The organism is Pseudomonas sp. AS2.8 (assembly GCF_014190935.1).
GTDB lineage: Bacteria > Pseudomonadota > Gammaproteobacteria > Pseudomonadales > Pseudomonadaceae > Chryseomonas.
Map to the genome: position 1 here is coordinate 1,178,808 of NZ_JACHVV010000002.1, position 17,001 is coordinate 1,195,808.

The 17,001-nt window shown below is 66.4% G+C and carries 20 protein-coding genes; 6 read left to right on the forward strand and 14 right to left on the reverse strand.

Annotation, left to right across the window (positions count from 1 at the left end; translation table 11 throughout):
- The first annotated feature begins 35 nt into the window (after nt 1-35).
- From FHR73_RS12350 to FHR73_RS12365, 4 genes are all read left to right on the forward strand, one after another.
- On the forward strand, nt 36-2,420 hold the full coding sequence (locus tag FHR73_RS12350) for a heavy metal translocating P-type ATPase (RefSeq protein ID WP_183631479.1): 2,385 nt from the start codon (nt 36-38) through the stop codon (nt 2,418-2,420).
- Nucleotides 2,417-2,803: a Cu(I)-responsive transcriptional regulator gene (gene cueR, locus FHR73_RS12355; RefSeq protein WP_183631481.1), complete on the forward strand. Its 387-nt coding sequence runs from the start codon at nt 2,417-2,419 to the stop codon at nt 2,801-2,803. Before FHR73_RS12350 ends, cueR begins: the two co-directional genes overlap by 4 nt.
- 58 nt (nt 2,804-2,861) lie before the next feature.
- Nucleotides 2,862-3,101 carry a hypothetical protein gene (locus FHR73_RS12360; protein ID WP_183631483.1) on the forward strand — a complete coding sequence of 80 codons (240 nt, stop codon included), beginning with the start codon at nt 2,862-2,864 and terminating at the stop codon, nt 3,099-3,101.
- Between the two features lie 67 nt (nt 3,102-3,168).
- On the forward strand, nt 3,169-4,362 hold the full coding sequence (locus FHR73_RS12365) for a class I SAM-dependent rRNA methyltransferase (RefSeq protein WP_183631485.1): 1,194 nt from the start codon (nt 3,169-3,171) through the stop codon (nt 4,360-4,362).
- Nucleotides 4,363-4,418: 56 nt separating this feature from the next.
- Here the strand turns inward: FHR73_RS12365 and FHR73_RS12370 are convergent, their stop codons facing one another.
- The 9 genes from FHR73_RS12370 to FHR73_RS12410 all read right to left on the reverse strand — a co-directional run bounded on the left by FHR73_RS12370 (nt 4,419) and on the right by FHR73_RS12410 (nt 11,467).
- Nucleotides 4,419-4,820, reverse strand: coding sequence for a Rho termination factor N-terminal domain-containing protein (locus FHR73_RS12370; RefSeq protein WP_183631487.1), 402 nt, complete (start codon nt 4,818-4,820; stop codon nt 4,419-4,421).
- Nucleotides 4,821-4,833: 13 nt separating this feature from the next.
- Entirely contained in the window at nt 4,834-5,055 is a 222-nt protein-coding gene (locus tag FHR73_RS12375) for a YgdI/YgdR family lipoprotein (protein ID WP_183631489.1), read from the reverse strand.
- On the reverse strand, nt 5,052-5,288 hold the full coding sequence (locus FHR73_RS12380; protein WP_183631491.1) for a hypothetical protein: 237 nt from the start codon (nt 5,286-5,288) through the stop codon (nt 5,052-5,054). Before FHR73_RS12380 ends, FHR73_RS12375 begins: the two co-directional genes overlap by 4 nt.
- Nucleotides 5,289-5,417: 129 nt before the next feature.
- Nucleotides 5,418-7,466: an AsmA family protein gene (locus FHR73_RS12385; RefSeq protein ID WP_183631493.1), complete on the reverse strand. Its 2,049-nt coding sequence runs from the start codon at nt 7,464-7,466 to the stop codon at nt 5,418-5,420.
- Between the two features lie 67 nt (nt 7,467-7,533).
- Entirely contained in the window at nt 7,534-8,667 is a 1,134-nt protein-coding gene (locus FHR73_RS12390) for an MFS transporter (protein ID WP_183631495.1), read from the reverse strand.
- Nucleotides 8,668-8,687: 20 nt separating this feature from the next.
- Nucleotides 8,688-9,464 (reverse strand): DeoR/GlpR family DNA-binding transcription regulator, encoded by a 777-nt coding sequence (locus FHR73_RS12395; RefSeq protein ID WP_183631497.1) that lies wholly within the window; start codon nt 9,462-9,464, stop codon nt 8,688-8,690.
- Nucleotides 9,465-9,520: 56 nt separating this feature from the next.
- Nucleotides 9,521-10,411 carry an EamA family transporter gene (locus FHR73_RS12400; protein WP_183631499.1) on the reverse strand — a complete coding sequence of 297 codons (891 nt, stop codon included), beginning with the start codon at nt 10,409-10,411 and terminating at the stop codon, nt 9,521-9,523.
- Nucleotides 10,412-10,553: 142 nt separating this feature from the next.
- Complete coding sequence (locus FHR73_RS12405) at nt 10,554-10,952, reverse strand: DUF3140 domain-containing protein (protein WP_183631501.1); 399 nt, start codon at nt 10,950-10,952, stop codon at nt 10,554-10,556.
- Nucleotides 10,949-11,467 carry a hypothetical protein gene (locus FHR73_RS12410; protein WP_133862854.1) on the reverse strand — a complete coding sequence of 173 codons (519 nt, stop codon included), beginning with the start codon at nt 11,465-11,467 and terminating at the stop codon, nt 10,949-10,951. The genes FHR73_RS12405 and FHR73_RS12410 overlap by 4 nt, the downstream gene beginning before the upstream one ends.
- A gap of 123 nt (nt 11,468-11,590) precedes the next feature.
- Here FHR73_RS12410 and FHR73_RS12415 point away from each other — a divergent pair, with 123 nt between their 5' ends.
- Nucleotides 11,591-12,526: an alpha/beta hydrolase gene (locus tag FHR73_RS12415; protein WP_183631503.1), complete on the forward strand. Its 936-nt coding sequence runs from the start codon at nt 11,591-11,593 to the stop codon at nt 12,524-12,526.
- A gap of 120 nt (nt 12,527-12,646) precedes the next feature.
- On the forward strand, nt 12,647-13,096 hold the full coding sequence (locus FHR73_RS12420; RefSeq protein WP_183631505.1) for a hypothetical protein: 450 nt from the start codon (nt 12,647-12,649) through the stop codon (nt 13,094-13,096).
- Nucleotides 13,097-13,139: 43 nt separating this feature from the next.
- Here the strand turns inward: FHR73_RS12420 and FHR73_RS12425 are convergent, their stop codons facing one another.
- From FHR73_RS12425 to birA, 5 genes are all read right to left on the reverse strand, one after another.
- Nucleotides 13,140-14,432, reverse strand: coding sequence for an MFS transporter (locus FHR73_RS12425; protein ID WP_183631507.1), 1,293 nt, complete (start codon nt 14,430-14,432; stop codon nt 13,140-13,142).
- A 99-nt stretch (nt 14,433-14,531) separates the two neighbouring features.
- A complete protein-coding gene (locus FHR73_RS12430) occupies nt 14,532-14,990 on the reverse strand; it encodes a DUF3301 domain-containing protein (protein ID WP_183631509.1) in 459 nt (152 codons plus the stop codon).
- A gap of 28 nt (nt 14,991-15,018) precedes the next feature.
- Nucleotides 15,019-15,198, reverse strand: a complete 180-nt coding sequence (locus tag FHR73_RS12435) for a hypothetical protein (protein WP_037006863.1) — start codon at nt 15,196-15,198, stop codon at nt 15,019-15,021.
- Nucleotides 15,195-15,947 carry a type III pantothenate kinase gene (locus FHR73_RS12440; protein ID WP_183631512.1) on the reverse strand — a complete coding sequence of 251 codons (753 nt, stop codon included), beginning with the start codon at nt 15,945-15,947 and terminating at the stop codon, nt 15,195-15,197. The genes FHR73_RS12435 and FHR73_RS12440 overlap by 4 nt, the downstream gene beginning before the upstream one ends.
- Nucleotides 15,937-16,881: a bifunctional biotin--[acetyl-CoA-carboxylase] ligase/biotin operon repressor BirA gene (gene birA / locus FHR73_RS12445; protein ID WP_183631514.1), complete on the reverse strand. Its 945-nt coding sequence runs from the start codon at nt 16,879-16,881 to the stop codon at nt 15,937-15,939. The genes FHR73_RS12440 and birA overlap by 11 nt, the downstream gene beginning before the upstream one ends.
- Nucleotides 16,882-17,001 lie beyond the last annotated feature (120 nt).

The window sequence follows — 17,001 nt, forward strand, 5'->3', positions numbered from 1 at the left end:
GAGGTCAAGGTCAACACTGTTGTCAGGAGGTGCCCATGCACGAATTCGAACTCTCCATCAGCGGCATGACCTGCGCGGCTTGCGCCGGTCGAGTCGAGCGCGCCCTGCAGAAGGTCCCGGCGGTCAGCGCGGCCGGCGTCAACCTGGCCAGCGAAAAGGCCCGCGTCAGCGCGCCGATCGACGCGGCGCCGGCGCTGGCCGAAGCCATCAATGCCGCCGGCTACCGGGTGGCCGAGGCCGAGCATGATCTGGCGCTGTCCGGCATGAGCTGCGCCAACTGCGCCGGGCGGATCGAAAAGGTCCTGCGTGCCGTGCCCGGGGTGCTGGCCGCCGAGGTCAACCTGGCCAGCGAAAGAGCCCGGGTGAAGACCCTGGCCGCGGTCGAGACGCCAGCGCTGATCGCCGCGGTGGAAGCCGCCGGCTACGGCGCCCAGGATCGCCGCACCGAAGACGAGCGTTCAGCGCCGGCCCGCCAGGGTATGCCCTGGGAACGTCTGGAGCTGGCCCTGGCGCTGCTGCTGGCCGCGCCGCTGATCCTGCCCATGCTGCTGGCGCCCTTCGGCTGGCACCTGATGCCGCCCGCCTGGCTGCAATTCCTGCTGGCGACGCCGGTGCAGTTCCTGGTCGGCGCGCGCTTCTATCGCGGTGCCTGGCATGCCTTGCGCGCCCGCAGCGGCAACATGGATGTGCTGGTCGCCCTGGGTACCAGCGCCGCCTTTGGCCTGAGTCTCTATCTCTGGCTGGTCAAGGGCAGCCCGCACCTCTATTTCGAGACAGCGGCCATGGTCATCGCCCTGGTGCGCCTGGGCAAGTACCTGGAGACCCGCGCCAAGCGCCGTACCGGCGCGGCCCTGCGCGCCCTGGAGGCCCTGCGCCCGGAAAGTGCCCGGCGTCTTAATGCGGCCGGCCAGGAAGAAGAGGTCGCCCTGAATCGCCTGCGCCTGGGCGATCGCCTGCAGCTGCGTCCGGGCGAACGCATCCCGGCCGACGGCCGCATCCTGCAGGGTGAAAGCCAGGTCGACGAAGCCCTGCTCACCGGCGAAAGCCGTCCGGTCGCCAAGGGTCCGGGCGACGAGGTGGTGGGGGGCGCCATCAACGGCGAGGGCAATCTGCAGATCGAGGTCACCGCCCTGGGTGGCGAGACGGTGCTGGCCGGCATTATCCGCCTGGTGGAAGACGCCCAGGCCACCAAGGCGCCCATCCAGCAGCTGGTGGATCGCATCAGCCGGGTGTTCGTCCCGGTGGTGGTGACCCTGGCCCTGGTCACCCTGCTCGGCTGGCTGCTGAGCAGCCACGCCCTGGAGCCCAGTCTGCTCGCCGCCGTGGCGGTACTGGTCATCGCCTGCCCCTGCGCCCTCGGCCTGGCCACCCCCGCCGCCCTCATGGCCGGCACCGGGGTGGCGGCGCGCCACGGCATCCTGATCAAGGACGCCGAGACCCTGGAGCGCGCCCAGGGCATCACCACCGTGGTCTTCGACAAGACTGGCACCCTGACCGCCGGCCAGTTGCGCCTGCGCCAGCTGGCCGCGGCACCCGGCATCGAGGAAGCCGAATTGCTGAGCCTGGCCGGCAGTCTGCAGCGCGGCAGCGAGCATCCCCTGGCCGCGGCGGTGCTGCTGGCCTGTCGCGATCGCGGCCTGGACACGCCGCCCGCCCGGGACGTCCGCGCCCTGCCCGGCCGTGGCCTCCAGGGCAGCTGGCAGGCGCGCTCCCTGCTGCTGGGCAATGCGCGACTCCTGGCCGAACAACAGCTGGACGGCGGCCCCCTGGCCGACGCCGCTCGCGCCTGGGAAGACCAGGGGCTGACCCTGTCCTGGCTGCTGGAAAGCGGTGGCCAGCCGCGGGTGCTGGGACTGCTGGCCTTTGGCGACGCGCTGCGCCCGGGCGCCGCCGCGGCCATCGCCCAGCTGCGCCGCGACGGCATCGACAGCTGGCTGCTGACCGGTGACAACCGCGGCAGCGCCCACCAGGTGGCCGCGGCCCTGGGTATCGCCCAGTGGGAGGCCGAGGTGCTGCCCGCCGACAAGGCCGCCCTGGTGGCCCACTTGCAGGCAACCCGGGGCGGCGTCGCCATGGTCGGCGACGGCCTCAACGACGCCCCGGCGCTGGCCGCCGCCGAACTGGGCATCGCCATGGGCTCGGGCACCGCTGCCGCGCGCCACGCGGCCGGCATCACCCTCTTGCAGGAGGACCCGCGCCAGGTGGTGGCGGCGCTGGACATCGCCCGGCGCACCCAGCGCAAGATCCGCCAGAATCTGTTCTGGGCCTTCGTCTACAATGTCATCGGCCTGCCGCTGGCCGCCCTGGGTCTGCTCGATCCGGTCCATGCCGGCGCCGCCATGGCCTTTTCCAGTGTCAGTGTCCTGGCCAATGCCCTGCTGCTCGGCCGCTGGCGCCCGTCCGGAGATCTTCCGTCATGAACATCGGTCAGGCCGCCAAGGCCAGCGGCCTCACCGCCAAGATGCTGCGCTACTACGAGCGCATCGGCCTGCTGGCGCCCGCCGGACGGACCGACAGCGGCTATCGTCAGTATGGCGCGGACGACCTGCGGGTGCTGGCCTTCGTCCGCCGCTCGCGGGAACTCGGTTTCAGCCTGGAAGAGATTCGCCAGCTGCTCAGCCTCTGGCAGGACCGGCAGCGCGCCAGTGCCGACGTCAAGGCGCTGGCGAAGCGGCACATCGCCGAGCTGGATCTGAAGATCGCCGAACTGACCCGCCTGCGCAGCACCCTGGGCGAGCTGGTGTCCTGCTGCCATGGCGACGCCAGCCCCGAATGCCCGATCCTCGATACCCTCGGCGGCTGACGCAACCGCGGCCGCCCGGCGGGGTCCATCGCTTATCCCCCGTTGCCGAGTTAACCCCATGCAGACCCTGCACCGCTACCAGATCCGCTATCGCCTCAATGGTGAGCCCCTCACCCACGAGCTGGAGAGCTTCGAGCCGGTCACCGAAGAGGAAGCCGTGCTGCAGTTGCTGATCAAGCACGTCGAGGAACCCCAGGTGGTGGTCGATGCGCCCTGGGAGCGCCATGCCCAGCCGAGCATCGCCCGGCGCGCCCAGGAAGCCGGGCTGAGTGATGTCGAGGTCAGCCAGCGGGACTGACGGCCGGCCCAGGCGGGTGGCTTTGCGCTATAATTCCGCGCTTTTGCCCCCTTCGCCGGAGACCTTCATGACCCTGCCTCGCCTGCGCCTCAAAGCCAATGCCGACCGCCGTCTGCGCGCCGGGCACCTCTGGGTGTACAGCAACGAGGTGGACGTCGTCGCCACCCCGCTCACCGCCTTCGAACCGGGCGACCAGGCCATTCTGGAAACCACCAGCGGCAAGCCGCTGGGCCTGGTGGCGTTGTCGCCCAACAACCTGATCTGCGCCCGCCTGTTCTCCCGCGACACCGGCTACCTGCTGGACAAATCGCTGCTGGTGCACCGCTTCAAGGTCGCCCTGAGCCTGCGCGAGCGGCTGTTCGGCAGCCACTGCTATCGCCTGGTGTATGGCGATTCGGATTTCCTGCCCGGCCTGGTGGTGGATCGTTTCAACGACATGCTGGTGGTGCAGATCGCCTCCGCCACCATGGAGCGCCAGCGCGACGCCATCCTCGCCGCCCTGCTGCAGGTGTTCAAACCCCAGGGCGTGCTGTGGAAGAACGACGGCAGCGCCCGCGCGGCCGAAGGCCTCTCCAGCTACGTGGAAGTGGCCTATGGCGAAGTCCCCGACTGGGTGGCGCTGGAAGAGAACGGCGTGCGCTTCGAGGCCCCGGTGCGCGAAGGCCAGAAGACCGGCTGGTTCTATGACCACCGCCTGAATCGTGCGCGCCTGGCGCCCTATGTCGAAGGCAAGCGCGTGCTCGACCTGTTCAGCTACATCGGCGGCTGGGGCGTCCAGGCCGCGGCCTTTGGCGCCAGCGAGGTCATGTGCGTGGATGCCTCGGGCTTCGCCCTCGACGGCGTGGAGCGCAATGCCACCCTCAACGGCCTGGCGGAAAAGCTGGTGTGCGTCGAGGGCGATGTCTTCGAGGCGCTCAAGGAACTCAAGGCCGGCGAAGAGAAATTCGACGTCATCGTGGCCGACCCGCCGGCCTTCATCAAGAAGCGCAAGGACCTGAAGAACGGCGAGGCCGCCTACCGCCGCCTCAACGAACAGGCCATGCGCCTGCTGAACAAGGACGGCATCCTGGTCAGCGCCTCCTGCTCCATGCATCTGCCCGAAGACGACCTGCAGAACATCCTGCTCGGCAGCGCCCGCCATCTGGATCGCAACCTGCAGATCCTCGAACGCGGTGCCCAGGGCCCGGATCACCCGGTGCACCCGGCGATCCCGGAGACCCGCTACATCAAGAGCCTCACCTGCCGGCTGCTGCCCAGCTAAGACACCAGGCAAAGAAAAAGCCGGACACTGTCCGGCTTTTTCATATCTCGGGTGCCTCAGCTCAAGGCGCGAATCAACTCGTCCTTCTTCATCCGTGAGCGACCACGGATGTCCTGTTCGGCCGCCTTCTTCACCAGTTCGTCGCGAGTCATGTCACTGAGCGAGGTGCTGCCGGTGCGTGAACGCCGTGTCGCAGCGCGCCCGCCGTTGGGCGACTGTCCCTGCTTGGTCGCCACCGCACGTCGTGCGGAATCCTTGCGATCCGCGCTTTTGGCGGTACCGCTCTTGGTCTTGCCGGAGCCGCTCTTTTCACCACCGCCGGACTGCTTGTTCACCGTCGCCCAGGCCCGCGCTTCGGCTTCATCCTTGGAGACGCCCTTCTTCTCGTAGCTCTCCTCGATGTGCTCGGCCTTGCGTTCCTGTTTGTCGCTGTACTTGGACTTGTCGCCGCGGGGCATGGCAGTCTCCTGGCTAGTCTTCCGCCTTGATGGTGGCCACGTCAGCCGCCTTCACCCGCACATGGCGACCCGCCACATCGGTGAATTCGTAGAAGCCGTCGGCCGTCTTGGTATTGGGACGATCTTCGGTGATGTACTGGCTACCGTCCTGCAGGGTCACCACCGTCTCGGTGGAGCAGGCCGCAAGGCCCAGCAGGGTCATGGCCAGCAGTCCACCACTCAACAGGCGCTTCATGGAGCGTCCGGCGACACGCGATGGATGGACACATCGTGCAGCGCCACCAGCGCCTGCCCGGACTCGATGTCGGCCAGGTGGAAGCGCTCGTCGTTGATCGCATCCAGGTGCCGGCAGGCCAGCTCGCGGACCACGTCGGTGATGGGGACGTCCAGGTTGCTGATACGGTCGGTGTAGCTTTCGCCCAGCAGTTTGTAGTGGATTTCGTAATGGCTATCGGTGTCGTCACGCATGAGAGGTCTCCGCGAAAAGGCTGCCCGACTCGGGTTATTTCTATAGAGCCCGGGCAACCAAAGCGGTTCTTTTCCGCCCGTCAGACGCCGCCGAACGGTCGTCTGTCAAGTACCCCGAAAGGCTCTAGCTCAACGCCCTGCCCGCATCTGCTCCAGGAGCGGCGCGCACTGGGTGCCCTGCTCGTTGCTGGGCGCGACCAGCGCCAGCAGACCAGCGGCAGGCGCCGCGAAGGTCGCCAGCAGCGCCGCCACGGCGCCCCGTGCCGCCAGCGGCAGGGCCTTCACGCCCGGTGACGGATTCTTCAGGGTGCCACGCACATAGAGCGGCGAGCGCAGCGAGAAGATGCGCAGGCCCTTGCTGTGGGGATCGACGGTGAGATCCAGGCGCTCGGTCGCCAGATTGGTGGTGCCGGTCACGTTGATCAGGGCGTTTTCCGTATCCAGCACGAAGACCTGGGGCTGCACCAGGCCCTTCTTGAAGTCGAGATCGGCAACCGCGCAATTGATCTCCACCTCGTCATCGCCAAACAGCCGGTCGACCAGGTAGTTGCCGACGTTGAGTCCGGCCAGTTCCATCAGGCTGCGACTGATACGGCCGTCGTTCATCAGCAGCTTGAGTTCGCCGTTGCTGGTGCCGAGCAGCGCCGCCACCGAATTGCCGGTGCCACTCAGGGTGGCATCGCCGTTGAGCTCACCCATGCTGCGCTTCATGGTCTCCACGGTGGGGAACAGCTGGTTCAGCTTGACCCGGCGCACATGCAGATCGACCCGTCCCTGCAGCGGCGTCTTGTCACCTTCCAGGCGCACCGTGGTGTTCAGATCGCCCCCGGCCACGCCGAAACGCAGGGGATCGAGCAGCAGCACGCCATCGGTCAGGCGCACATGGGTATTCAGATCGGTGATCGGCAGCTGCGCGTTCTGCACGATGCGCTTGCCGGTGAAGCGGACGTCCGCATCCATGGCACGCCAGCGCTCGGTGCGGAATTCGGAGACCGGCAGCGCCTTGTCCGCCGGCTGCTTGCTGGTCTCGCCCTTGGCCGCCTGCTGCTCCTTGGTATCGGCACCGATCAGCGGCGCCAGATCCTCGAACAGCAACTGATCGGAGCGCAGGGTGCCACTGAGCTTGGGTCGCGGCTTGCCGCCGGTGAACTGCACCTCCCCATGCAGATCGCTCTTGCCGACCCGACCATTGAAGTCTTCATAGCTGAAGCGGGCGCCCGCCGGATCGTTGAGCTTGACCGTGAGATGGCCGTCGGTGGCATAGGGCGCCGTCTCAGGCAGGGTGACCCCGGTCAGCGGATAGAGCTGCGCCAGGCTCTTGCCTTCCAGCACCAGGTGCAGATCCAGGGCGCCCAGGCGCCGCGGATCGGTCAGGGTGCCAAAGACCTGGGCGCGGGTCTCGCCGGCCCGGGCATCGAGCTGGATGGGGAAAGGCACATCGGCATCCTGCAGCGCCAGCAGTCCACCGATCTGGCCACGGCCACTGACCGGCACCTGCTTGTAGCTGCCCTCCACCGCCAGGGCGAACTGGAAGGGCTGGGTCTGCTTGACGCTGGAGCGCTGGCGCGAGGTGCCCTGCTTGCCCACCAGATCGGCATAGGCGATGGGGGCGTCCAGGGAAGTGATCCGCGCGCGCAGCCGGGTGGCGGTCTGGGCATCGTCGAAGCCGACCTGGCCGGCGTCGAAGCCGATGGTGCCGATATCCACGGTCCAGGCCGAGGGTTCGGCCGCGGGATCCTTCTCGGCGGTCTCGAAGGTCCAGCTGTTGCGGCCATCGGCGAGTCGCTGGGCGTTGACCACCGGCCCGGTGAGGTCGATGCGCGGGATATAGACCTGCTTGGCCAGCAGGGCCAGCGGCGAGATGCGCAACTGCACCCGGTCGAGGTGGACGAAGGTCTTTTCCTTTGCCCAGTCCGGATTGCCCAGGGTCAGGTCTTCGGCGGCGATATGCGGCCAGGGAATCCAGGCGCGCCAGCCGCCCTGATCCGGCTCACGGTGCCAGACCACCCCCAGGTTGCCCTCGATGGCGAACGGCCGGTGCAAGGCGCTCGACACCTGCTCGTTGAGGGTCGGCTTGAGCCGATTCCAGTCGAAGGTGGCCAGCACCACCACCAGCAGGACAAACAGCAGCAGGATGATTCCCAGCAGCCAGGCGAGGATCTTGCGTGGGCGCGTCATGGCCGCCTCCTTGGATTTCCGTTCCCTCTTGGGTCTGCTCAGCGCAGCGGGGTTCCCTGGATAGACATCATGTCTTGCGCTGACGCAGCGCCAGCAGCGCCACCGCCACCCCGATCAGGGTCAGCAGCAGCAGGCTGCCACGCAGGCCCACCTGTCCCGCCACGGCGCCGATCAGCGGCGGACCGAGCAGGAAACCGAGATAGCCGGCCGTGGCGGTCATGGCGATGCCCGCAGCCGGCGTCTCGGCCGCCTGGCCGGCGGTGCTGAAGGCCGCGGGCACCACATTGGACAGGCCCAGGCCGACCAGCGCGAAGCCGAGGATGGCGGTCCAGGGCGCTGGCAGGATCACCGCCAGCGCCAGTCCCAGGGTCGCCAGCAGGACGCCGCCAACGATCACCTGGGGGCCACCGAAGCGGCTGCGGATGCCGTCGCCGAACAGCCGCCCCACCAGCATGGTCAGGGAAAAGGCCGCATAGCCCAGGGTCGCCACCACCGGACTCGCCCCGCCCACCTGGTCCAGGTAGACGGCGCTCCAGTCGGTCATGGCGCCCTCCAGCATCAGGCAGCCCAGGGCGATCAGCCCCAGTGCGAGGACCCGCCGATCCGGCAGCCGCAGGGCGTGACTCACCGGACGGCGATCGCCTTCGTCCAGGGCCAGGGCGGCGGGCAGCGCCAGCAGCAGCGCCACCAGCGCAGCAGTGAGCAGCACCGCCAGCGCCGAGGCACCCAGGTGCAGCACCAGCGCCCCGAGGCCGGCGCCGAGAAAGCCGCCCAGGCTGAAGGCGGCATGGAAGGACGACATCAGTGGACCGTTCCAGCGGCTTTCGACATCGCTGGCATGGGCGTTCATGGCCACGTCGATCAGCCCGTTGCTGGCGCCGAGCAATAGCGCGCAGGGCAGCAGCCAGCCCAGGGACGGCGCCACCCCGGGCCCGCTCAGCACCAGCACGAAGGCCAGGATGCTCAGGCGGGTGAGGCGCCCGGTTCCCCCCAGGCGCGGCACCAGCACCCCGGCGAAGGGCATGGTCAGCAGGGCGCCCAGGGCGACCGCCAGCAGCACCAGGCTCAACTGGCCGTCGCCCAGCAGCAGATCGCGCTTGAGTTCGGGAATGGCCGCCGCCCAGCCGCCGATCCCGCAACCGTTGGCGAGAAAGACGGTAAAGGTGGCGCGACGCTGGCGACGCAAGATGGCGGAAGTCATGGCGATCCTCGGGCGCGAGTCTAGCGATCGAGCGCATGCAGCTGCAGCCCGGCGTCACGATAGGGCTGCAGGCGCCCCTCGCTCAGCCCCGGTTCCAGCACCAGATGGTTCAGCTGATCGAGCCGGAGCACGTGATAGAAGGCCACGCTGTCGAGCTTCTCGGCGGTCACCGCGACGGCGACCTGGCTGCTCTGCTCGGCCACGGCCGCCTTGAATTCGGCTTCTTCCAGGTCGAAGCCGGTCACCCCGGTTTCCACCGCCAGGGCGCAGGTCCCGAGAAAGGCCAGGTCGGCGCGCACGCCACGCAGATCACGCAGCGCCCGGGCGCCCAGGCAGGCACCCGACTCAGGCGCGGCCAGGCCGCCGATCATCAGCACCCGGATCCCCGGGCGCTGCAGCAATGCCGCGGCGATCACCGGGGCATTGGTGGCCACGGTCAGGTCGAGATCCGTGGGCAACGCCTGGGCGATGGCCAGATTGGTCGAGCCGGCGTCCAGCAGCAGCAATTGCCCCCGTTGCGCCAGCCTGGCCGCGGCCCGCCCCAGCGTCTGCTTGGCCGCCTCGTCCTGACCGATACGTGCCGGCAGCGCTTCCGGCGGCGTCAGCAGCGAGAGCGCCCCGCCGTACACCCGACGGCACAGGCCCTGGCGAGCCAGTTCGCGCAGGTCGCGGCGCACGCTGTCTTCGGAAATGCCCCAGGTCGCGGCCAGTTCGGCCGACAGGACCCGGCCCTGTTCGCGCAACAAGGCCAGGATCGCGGCCTGGCGTTCTTCGGGAAGGTGGACGGCTGCGTTCATGCTGATACTCCAAGAGGATCAGCACATCATGCGCAATCATTTACGAACGTGCAATATCATGCACTGGATGAAGCTTTGCTCCGGGCATCCAGCCAGCGGCCGCCAAAGACATTGATCAACAGGCCGAGCATGACCGCCACGCCACCCACTTCCTGCTGAGTGGTCATCTGCTCACCCAGCAGCACGGCGGCCGAACTCAGCCCCACCACCGGCACCAGCAGGGAAAAGGGCGCCACCTGGCCGGCCGGATAACGTGACAGCAGCCGGCTCCAGATGCCGTAGCCGACCAGGGTGGCGATAAAGGCCAGGTAGAAGATGGCGAAGACCGAGCCGGCCGACAGCGAGGTCAGGGCCGTGGCGATCTGGGCAGGGCCTTCCAGCAGCAGCGACAGGATGAAAAAGGGAATCGGCGGAATCAGGCTGCCCCAGACCACCAGGCCGAGCATGTCCACCTTGCCGATCTTCTTGGTGACGATGTTGCCCAGCCCCCACATGGCCGCCGCCGCCAGGGTCAGCAGAAAACCGGCCAGGGTCATGGTGACGCCATGTTCGGTGCCGATCAGCAGCAGCCCCAGCGCCGCCACCAGCAGCCCGACCAGACTCGCCCGGCGCACCTTCTCCCCCAGGAAGGTCGCCGCGAACGCCAGGGTGAAGAAGGCCTGGGCCTGCAAGACCAACGAGGCCAGGCCCGCCGGCATGCCCACGTACATGGCCGAGAACAGGAAGGCGAACTGGCCCAGGGAAATGGTCAGGCCGTAGGCCAGCAGCAGTCGCCAGGAGACCTGGGGGCGCCGCACGAAGAGGATGGCGGGAAAGGCCGCCAGGCAGAATCTCAGGGCGCCCAGCAGCATGGGCGGTACGCCATGCAGGCCAAGCTTGATGACCACGAAGTTCACCCCCCAGGCCAGGATGACGACCAGTGCCAGCAACAAATCCCGGGGTGCCATCGACAACTCCTTGAACGCGTTCGGATAGATAGGCGGCTACCCTACTCCTTTGTGTCCGCGCTGCGGCGTCACAGTTGCCCACAAATTCGGCCAGTCACTCTCCGAAAAAGAAAACCGCAGCCTGGGCTGCGGTTCGTCGGGATCAGGCGCTGCGCTTGTCGCGCAGGGGATCGTGGCCCCAGTTCATCAGCGACTTGCGCCAGCGCGAGTCTTCGATGTCGCCGTCCGGTCGCTGTTTGAGATGGCGATGCACATAGCCGATAACCTTGCGCATGGCCTTGTAGTCATCGTCTTCCAGCTCGGCCTGGCGTTTGCCCTTGAGCTCCAGAATGCGTTCGCCCATGGCATGGCCGACCGCCTTGCCATCGTTGGCGGCCGTGACCTTCTTGCCACCCTTGGTCATGCCCACGCCCCTGCTGGTGTCGCCGCTGAGCCATTTGCGCAGCTGGCTCGGGGTCATGTTGACCACCTGCTTGAACTCGCTGCGGACCTCTTTCTTGTCGTCTTTCTTGTCGTCGTTGGAAGCCTTCTGGGTACTCATTTTTCACCTGCCTTCTGCAACGCCTTGACCAGTTCGTCCTTCTTCATGCGCGAACGTCCCCGCACCTCGCGCCGCGCCGCCCGCTTCATCAGCTCGTCCTTGGTCAGGCCGGCCAGGCCCGACTCGCGCGCCGCGGCCGTCTTGCGTGCCACATCGGCGGGTTGCTTGGAATGCTGCTGGCCGCGGCGCGTGTCACGGCGCTTCTTGGCGGTGGTGCGCTGGTACTCTTCCTTGCTCAGGGAGTCGCGGGCCTTTTCCGGCAGATAGCGTTCGCCGGTGTCCTCGGATTTCTTGCCGGAGCGGGTGTCCCACTTCTCGTCGGTCCACTGCTGCAGATGATTGTCCTTGCCCTTGCCGCCCTGGTATTCACCACCGCGCTTCTGGTACTCCTGGGAGGCCAGTTGCGCCTTGCGCGCCGACCATTGACCGGGCTTGCCGCCCTTGTCGCCCTCGGTAATCTCTTTCTTCACCTTTTCCCAGAGTTCGGGATCGCTCTTCTTGGCCGTCGCACTCATGGCTCACCTCAGGTTGGGGGTCACTGCAGTCGCTGTCTCTAGGATGACTGTCCAACCGAAACGGGGGTTCGCGCCAGGCGACGAACGCCCCTACCCTGCGTCTTCCGGTATCCAGAGAAAGCCATGTCCCTCGCCACCCTGCTCCGCCGTCGCCTGATCCCGCTGCTCTTCGTCACCCTGCTGGTAGGGGTCGGGGTCCCCTACGGCTGCTCGGAGCTGGCCTATCGCGAACGCCAGTGGGTATTCAGCATCGAGCCGGGCAACGCCAGCTGGTTCACCGGTGTGCCGGAAGGCGTCCGCCAGTTCAATCTGCCGGTACCGGACGGCCTGACCGGCACCGACTACCTGCACGCCTGGTGGTGGCCCGCCCGCCGTCCGGACGCCCCCACCCTGCTCTATCTGCATGGCACTCGCTGGAATCTCACCGCCCAGGTCCGGCGCATCGCCACCCTGCGGCAGCTCGGCTACTCGGTGCTGGCCATCGACTATCGCGGCTTTGGCGAAAGTCCGGGCGACGTGCCCTCCGAACGCAGTGTCTACCAGGACGCCCGGGTCGCCTGGAAGCATCTGCAGAGCCTGCAGCCCGATCCCCGCAAGAGATATATTTATGGCCACTCCCTGGGTGGCGCCGTGGCGGTGGACCTGGCCTGGCGCATCGCCCGCGACGGAGATCCCACCGGTGACTATCCCGCCGCGGCCGGTCTGATCATCGAGTCCACCTTCACCACCCTGGCCGATGCCGCCTCGGCCGTGGTCGACACCCGCTTTCCCCTGCGCTGGCTGATGTCGGAGAAATTCGATTCCCTGGACAAGATCCCGGACATCCATATCCCCGTGCTCATCGTCCACGGCGGCGATGATCGCTATGTCCCTCCCCGCTTCAGCGAAGCCCTCTATGCGGCGGCCCGGCCGCCCAAGCGCCTGCTGCTGATCCCCGGCGGGACCCATTCCAACAGCATGGTGATAGGCACGCGCGACTATGCCGCCGCCTTGCGCGAACTGTTCGGCGGCGCGCACCTGAGCGAAGCGGATAAGGAACAATCATCGACGGGAGGCTAGAGACTTTCTGAAAGGCATCGACGGCGCTGATAGTCACTATCTGGCCAGTCTATTTTTTTCCGGCGGTCCTGCTCGGGATACTGAACGCACTCCAGCACAGTTTCCCCAGAGGACACCATCATGAACCTGCGTATCGCCTTCGGTTTCGCCCTGACCGCCCTGGCCTTGAACACCTTCGCCCAGGACTTCGCCTTCGCCCCGAGCGCGGCCACCCAGATCGCCGAGGAATCCGGCCAGCGCCCATTGGGCCAGTTGATCAAGCAACAGCAGCAGCGCACCCTGGCCGAAGAATCCAGCCTGCGTCCCCTGGGTGAGGTCATCAAGCAGCAGCAACGCCAGGTGCAGGAACGCCGGATCGCCGAGGAATCCAGCCTGCGCCCCCTGGGTCAGGTGATCGAAGACCAGCAGCAGCGTCTTGATGGCGATGCAGTGGCCGAAGAATCCAGCCTGCGGCCCATGGATCGGCTGATCGACCGCCAGCAGCAGCGCCTGGGTGACGGCCTGGCCGAAAATGGCTCGGCCCAGACCCTCGACCGCCTGATCAGGGCCGGCCAGACCCGTCAGGCCTGAGTCCTAGCCGCCCCCTTCCTGCCCGGCCTCGCGCCGGGCTCGCTCAATGGCTCTTCTCGCCACCCGGCCCGATACTGGCGGGAGCCTCCACCACCAGTTCCTGCGGCACCTCGTCGATGCGCGGATCCAATGCCGCCGCCATCGGACTCACGGAATCCGGCATGGCCACGTGATGCAGCGGCGCCTCGTCCAGCCTGTGTTCGCCACTGACGAAGCGGGGCTGCACGAAGACGATCAGGATCAACGCATAGGCCGAGGTCAGCACATAGAAGGTGCCGGGGCCGAAATGCTCCATGGCCGCACCGGCCAGCAGTGGTCCGATACAGGCACCGACGCCATAGGTGGTCAGCAGCATCGCCGACAACTCCACTCGCCGCTCGGGCTCGACGTGGTCGTTGGCGAAGGCCGTGGCCAGCGGATAGAGGGTGAACAGCAGCATCCCCGAGACGAAGCCCGCGGCCAGCAGCCAGGGATAGGGCAAGCTGATCAATCCCCACAGCGGTACCGCCGCCAGGCACAGCAACACCGCATTGGCGCGGATCAGCTTGCAGCGATCGAGACGATCCGACAGCCAGCCCAGCGGCCACTGGGCGCAGAAGCCCGCGACGATGCACAACCCCACATAGAAGCTCGACTGCGCCGTATCCAGGCCACTGCGACTGGCGAATACCGGCGCCAGGCCATAGAAGCCCCCCACCAGCAGACCCGCGGTAAAGATGGTCACCAGCGACTGGGGCACCCGCTGCCAGAAGAAACGGATCTCCAGCGGCGCCGCCACCAGTTTGGCCGGGTGCACCCGGCGGGTCATGGCCAGGGGAATCAGGCAGGAGGCGAAGCAGATGGCGACCAGCAGCAGCGGCTTGTAGTCGAGTTGCGGATGCCAGGCCAGTAGCGCCTGACCGATCACCAGCCCCAGATCCACCGCCACCATGTAGCCGGCGAACACCTTGCCGCGCTGATGATTCTCCGCCTGCTCGTTGAGCCAGCTCTCGATCACCATGTACTGATTCATCATCACCACGCCCATGACGAATCTCAGCGCGATCCAGACGTTCAGGTCGTCGATCAGAGCGTGAATGAGCACCGTGACCGTCGCCGCACCGGCGCAGGCCACGTAGGACCGGATATGGCCGACACTGGCGATCAGGCGATGACCGAACTTGCCACCGCAGACCAGTCCGAAGTAGTAGGCCGCCATCAGGGCGCCGGTCCACAGGTCCCCCGCCCCCTCGCCGGTAAGTCTCAGACCGATATAGGTGGTGAAGAGGCCGGAGCCGGCCAACATCAGAAGGGTGGCGAAATAGAGCGCGGGAAAGGTAACGAGAGGGCTGAACATCAGGGATCACATGAAAAGAAGCGGAAAGCCAAAACGGACCAGCCGGAGCTGATCGTCGGGACTACGGAAGGGATATCGGAAGGGAGATAGCGCCGGAGATCACTCCGGCTCTTGGCGCCTGTTGGTCTCGGTACGCTGGCGCTGGCGCCACTGGTCCAGATAGACCACCTGGCCGTGCTCGGGCTTGGCCTGATAGGCAGGAGCCGAAGCCACCACCGAATCCGCCGCTGGACGTTCCACCTCGGGTACCACGAAGGGCGCGAACTCGACCTTGGCCAGCGTCTTGCCGAACAGGGCCAGAGAGGCATCGAGCCGCTCCTCGCCGGTCACGGTGAATTCGAAGGCGAACAACCGCGCCAGGCGCTTGCGCCCCTTGGCATCGGCCAGCCAGCGAAAGCGGGAAAAGGCCACGGCGCCATCGAGCAGCATGACCTTGCGGCGACGACACTCCTGCTCGGCCAGCACCAGCGCCCGTTCGCGAATGCCGTGGGCGTGCCAGAACCACAGCCCAATGCCGACTGCGCCCAGCAACAGGCAGAGATTACCTAGCGTCAGCATCTTCGCTCCTCATCGAAGGGTACCGCCGTCACTGACGCCGTGCAGCGTCACCAGATGCCGTCTCGTTCAACAGGCGAATGTTTTCACGCTCGCCTTTGTACAACGCCAGAGGGGCGATTTCCTTACCCAGCAACGGCACCTGCTGTTGGTGCCATATGTAGTAGAAAACGTTCAGTACCACCAATAGCAGAAACAACCAACGCATCATTCGTTCTCGAGCGGACACGCCAAAGCCAATCCAGCAAACACCATATCGGGCACGATTCGCGCGCCCGGAACGACATGTTTGACCAGTTCCGCGTCACCCCCAGTCAGAAAGATCTCGCAGCCTTCGGCGAACATCTCCTGAGCCAGTTCGTACTGGGTACGGACGAATCCCTTGAGCATGTACAGACAACCACGCTCCACGGCCTCGCTGGTCGTGCGTCCCGGTGCCTCGTAGCGTTCACCACTGGCCCAATGTGGATCGTAGCGGATCCGACGGGTATGGGTCTGCAGTTCCCGACGCATCAACGGAATCCCCGGACAGATGAACCCTCCCTGATGCTCGCCCTGGGCGTCGACCAGATCGGCCGTGACCGCGGTGCCCAGATCTAGGACCACGCACGCCTTACCCTCGGCCAGCCGTACCGCGGCCAGGATCACCAGCCAGCGATCCATGCCCAGGCGCTGATAATCCCGATAGCCATTGCGCACGCCATTCCAGGCCTCGACCGGCACGGCCTGGTGACAGGGGATGCCGAAGGTCGCGATCAGCAGCTCCTTGAGCTGCTGGGTCTCTTCGTCGCTGCGCACACTGACCAGGCGACAAGCCGCCAGTGGCGGTGTATCCGGCTGGGACAACGCAGCCACCAGGGCATCGTCGCTGTCGACGATGCCCGTCGCGGCCACTTCGGCGCCGGCGGCGAGCAGCCGCCACTTGATCAGGCTGTTACCGCAATCGAGTTCAAGAATCATGATCTAGGCTCAGGCTCAATTCGCCACCGCTGAACGCCTGTGTCTGACCGTCTACATGCATGAGGATAGCCCCATCTTCGGCAACTCCTGCCACTGTGCCCTGAATACAGCGAACCCCCGAAGACAGGGTTACCGCTCGACCTTGCCAGCCATGATAACGCTCCCACTCGCCGCGCAGGGCGGCGAATCCGGCCTGGCGGTGAATCTGCCACAGGTTATCGACCTCCCTGAGTAGCAGGCTGGCAACCTGGTTGCGATCCTGCAGACCGCCCAGGGCTTCGGCCATTGAGATCCAGGGCTGATCGATGTTGTCGGCCAGACGCATGTTGACGTTGATACCGATGCCGATGATGGCCTGGCAGACGTCCTGTGGATCGCCCGACAATTCGATGAGGATGCCGGCCAGCTTGCGGCCACGCACCAGGACGTCGTTGGGCCACTTCAGGCAGGCATCCTCGACGCCCAGCTGTTGCAGCGTGCGGATGACCGCCAGGCCCATGGTCAGGCTCAGGGCCTGCAGCTTCTGGATCCCGCCCTGGCTGGAAACCACGGCGGTGAGATAGAGATTCTTGCCATAGGGACTGACCCACGCACGACCACGCCGGCCGCGGCCGGCCTGCTGATGTTCGGCCAGCAAGGCGAATGGAGGCACTTGCTGGTGCAGTCGACGTTGCGCTTCGGCATTGGTGGAATCGATGGAAGCCAGGACCGTTACCGGCCAGCCGCCCTCCCGGGCGATTCGCTCGGCATCGAGCAGCGACAGCGGCTCTTCCAGGCGGTAACCCCGGCCCGGCACCTTGAACACCTCGACGCCCAGGTCATCTTCCAGCGTCTTCAGTCGCTTCCAGATGGCACTTCTGGAGACGCCCAAGGCCTCACCAAGCTCGACGCCGGAATGAAATTTTCCATCACTCAGCAATTTCAGCAACGGCATTCCCGGACTCCGTTCGACTTTCTTCCGCCCCAAAGACAACACCCCCGTCAGAGTGAACTGAGCGGGGGTGCTGGGTGTTAGGCGCTTGACGATGACCTACTCTCACATGGGGAAACCCCA